Source organism: Pseudomonas sp., from assembly GCF_036404235.1.
In the GTDB taxonomy this organism is placed as follows: domain Bacteria; phylum Pseudomonadota; class Gammaproteobacteria; order Pseudomonadales; family Pseudomonadaceae; genus Aquipseudomonas.
The window spans coordinates 1-2,569 of the sequence record NZ_DASWOT010000084.1; the positions used below are offsets into that span (position 1 = coordinate 1).

4 protein-coding genes are annotated in these 2,569 nt (G+C 56.1%); 3 read left to right on the forward strand and 1 reads right to left on the reverse strand.

Going from position 1 to position 2,569, the window contains the following annotated elements; all coding sequences use genetic code 11:
• The 3 genes from VGC62_RS10190 to VGC62_RS10200 form a co-directional block, all read left to right on the forward strand.
• The coding region (locus VGC62_RS10190; protein ID WP_331186954.1) for an adenine phosphoribosyltransferase at window positions 1-353 on the forward strand (353 nt) is incomplete at its 5' end.
• 48 nt (window positions 354-401) lie between these two features.
• Window positions 402-830: an energy transducer TonB gene (locus VGC62_RS10195; protein WP_331186955.1), complete on the forward strand. Its 429-nt coding sequence runs from the start codon at window positions 402-404 to the stop codon at window positions 828-830.
• 104 nt (window positions 831-934) lie between these two features.
• A complete protein-coding gene (locus tag VGC62_RS10200; protein ID WP_331186956.1) occupies window positions 935-1,987 on the forward strand; it encodes an energy transducer TonB in 1,053 nt (350 codons plus the stop codon).
• Window positions 1,988-2,000: 13 nt separating this feature from the next.
• Here VGC62_RS10200 and VGC62_RS10205 read toward each other — a convergent pair whose 3' ends face one another.
• Window positions 2,001-2,381 (reverse strand): hypothetical protein, encoded by a 381-nt coding sequence (locus VGC62_RS10205; RefSeq protein WP_331186957.1) that lies wholly within the window; start codon window positions 2,379-2,381, stop codon window positions 2,001-2,003.
• Between the last annotated feature and the right edge of the window lie 188 nt (window positions 2,382-2,569).

Sequence of the window (2,569 nt, forward strand, 5' to 3'; positions counted from 1 at the left end):
AAGCGCGTGGCTTCATCTTTGGCCCGGCGCTGGCCTATCGCCTGAACGCGGGCTTTGTGCCCGTGCGCAAGCCCAAGAAGCTGCCCGCGCCCACCGCGCGCGTGAGCTACGACCTGGAGTACGGCACCGATGCGGTTGAGATTCACCTGGATGCGATCGAGCCTGGGCAGCGCGTCATTATCGTGGACGATCTGCTGGCCACCGGCGGCACCATGCAGGCCACAGTGAAGCTGGTGCAACAGCTCGGCGGCCACATTGCCGGACTGGCGTTTGTCGTGGAACTGGACTTCCTGAAGGGCCGCGCCAAATTCCCGGAGTATGACGTCTTCAGCCTGCTGCACTACGACGAGTAAATCTTCAGATTGCCGGGCGTTTCTTCTTCAGCGAAAGCGAGTCGCGGAATGATGACCTGGAAGAGCTATACCGTTGTCCTGACTGCATTGGTAGCAGCTATTGCGCTGGCGGGCTGCCGGCAAAATACGGCACGTGCGCCGCAGCCAGCCCCGCCAGCGATCAGCAGCCAGGCCGATACCGTGCGTCTGTCGCAAAAAGAAGCGGCAGACCGCAGACTCGACCACAGGTTCCCCCCTTACCCTGTCAAAGCGAAACAAGCGCACGAAGAAGGCGCAGTGACTTTCACCGCAATCATCGGGCGCGACGGCCATGTTCGCTCGCTTGAGCTTGCGAAGGCGGATTTCCCCAGCCTGACGGAGGCCGCGGAGAAGTCGGTACAGAATTGGGTTTACAAGCCATATCTGGTGGACGGAAAACCAGTTGAAGTCGAGACCACGATCACCGTGCGGTTCACATTAGGATCTGGCGATAACTAGTCCGCGACTAACGCAAGCAGGTTGTTATCGTAATCGCGCAGGTCAGCAGCTTCGGCAACGTATTTCTTTTTGCCACGAAATCATCCTGCGATATGATGGCTCGCATGAGCCGCTACCTCCTACTGTTCCTCCTGCTGACCGCTTCCGCCGTGTACTTGGGCGCACAGGCAACTTCGACGGCAGCCACGCCAACGCCAAAAACGTCAGGTGCACTTCTACAGCTTGCGCTTACTCAAAATGACATAGATGTGGAGGGATTGAAACCTTGGGAGTTGAAGGCTACCTTTCAGCTCTACGATGAGAAGGGTAAGCCCACGGAGACGGCGTCGCTGGACGAGATATGGGTCAGCCCGAAGCAGCAGAAGCGCACGTGGACTAGCCCATCGTTCAACCAGGTTGAGATAGTTAACGAGCAGGGTATCTTTCGCAGCGGCAACTCGGACGAGGCACCCCTTGCCTTGGATCAGGCGCGACGCAGTATGGTACATCCCATGCCAGCAGAAGGAGATGTCCGTGAAACGCAGCCAATAATGCAGAAAAAGCGTTTCGATACCTTGGAATTAAATTGCATAATGCCGACACCTCTCCCAACTAAGGGATACTGGCAACCACGATTGGGAAGTTTACCCACCTACTGCTTTGACTTAAATAATCCCATTTTCCGTATTGGCTACATCTATGGAGATACGGTCTCAGTTGCCAATACCGTTGGGACGTTTCAAGGGCGATATATCGCGACCAAAGATTTGATTTCCATCAATAATGTGAAAAATGTCGATGGCAAAATTGATGATCTTCGCATACTTTCAACGCTGAATGCCCAGATGTTCGTTCCATCGACTGATGCCGTCAACATCGGGGTAAAGCCAGTAATGATTGGACCGGCTGTAGCTGCCGAGTACCTGATTAGCAGCACTACGCCTATGTATCCGACTGCAGCCAAGATCGCCCATGCTGAGGGAACAGTGGTGATGGGAATAACCATCGGCGTCGACGGGCGCGTCCATTCAGTTCACCTGTTGAGACCGGCAAATCCCGACTTAGCCTTAGCCGCCACAGGCGCCGCAAGTAAGCGGCGTTACAGGCCCTATCTGGTAAATGGTGTCCCAACAGAGGTGCAAACAACAATCACGACTGACTTCAATATGGTTTTCTAGGTTGAGAATTATTTCAGTCCGCAATCACCGGCAAGCTCGGCAGATTATCCGTCCGCCCAGCCTCACCAATCACCGCATCCATGTGCTGGAAGACCTCATCCAGCGTCATGGTGTACATCTCACGGCCGTTGTCGTAGCCGTTCTCGATGCTCTGCTTTAGATAGTGTCCGGCGATCTGCGCGGCCAGGCGGTCGGTGATCACGTTGCCGGTGCGGCGCTTCTGCTCCACCCAGGCCATGCAGGGCAGCGCGATCCACACGGTGCGGCCATTTACGCTGAAGCGGACATCCACCGCATCGGCGTGGCGTGTGGCGATGGCGACCACGTTGGCAGTCCACTTGCAAACCAGCGGCTCAGCAGTCCAGCGATCGGCTACGGTGAAGTTCTCATACATAGCTCTAGCGTAATGGCTGGATACCCACGGCGGCAAGCGGGGCCCGTGGGGCGAGTGACGCCCATCACCGTACCCTTGCGGTAGAGGCATATAATTCGGGCTGAAGTTCCAACAGGTGTTCGCTGTCCTCTCCCCCACACCTGCGGCTGAGGAGGCATCATGCTGAAACCATTCGTAGTTATTTCCCC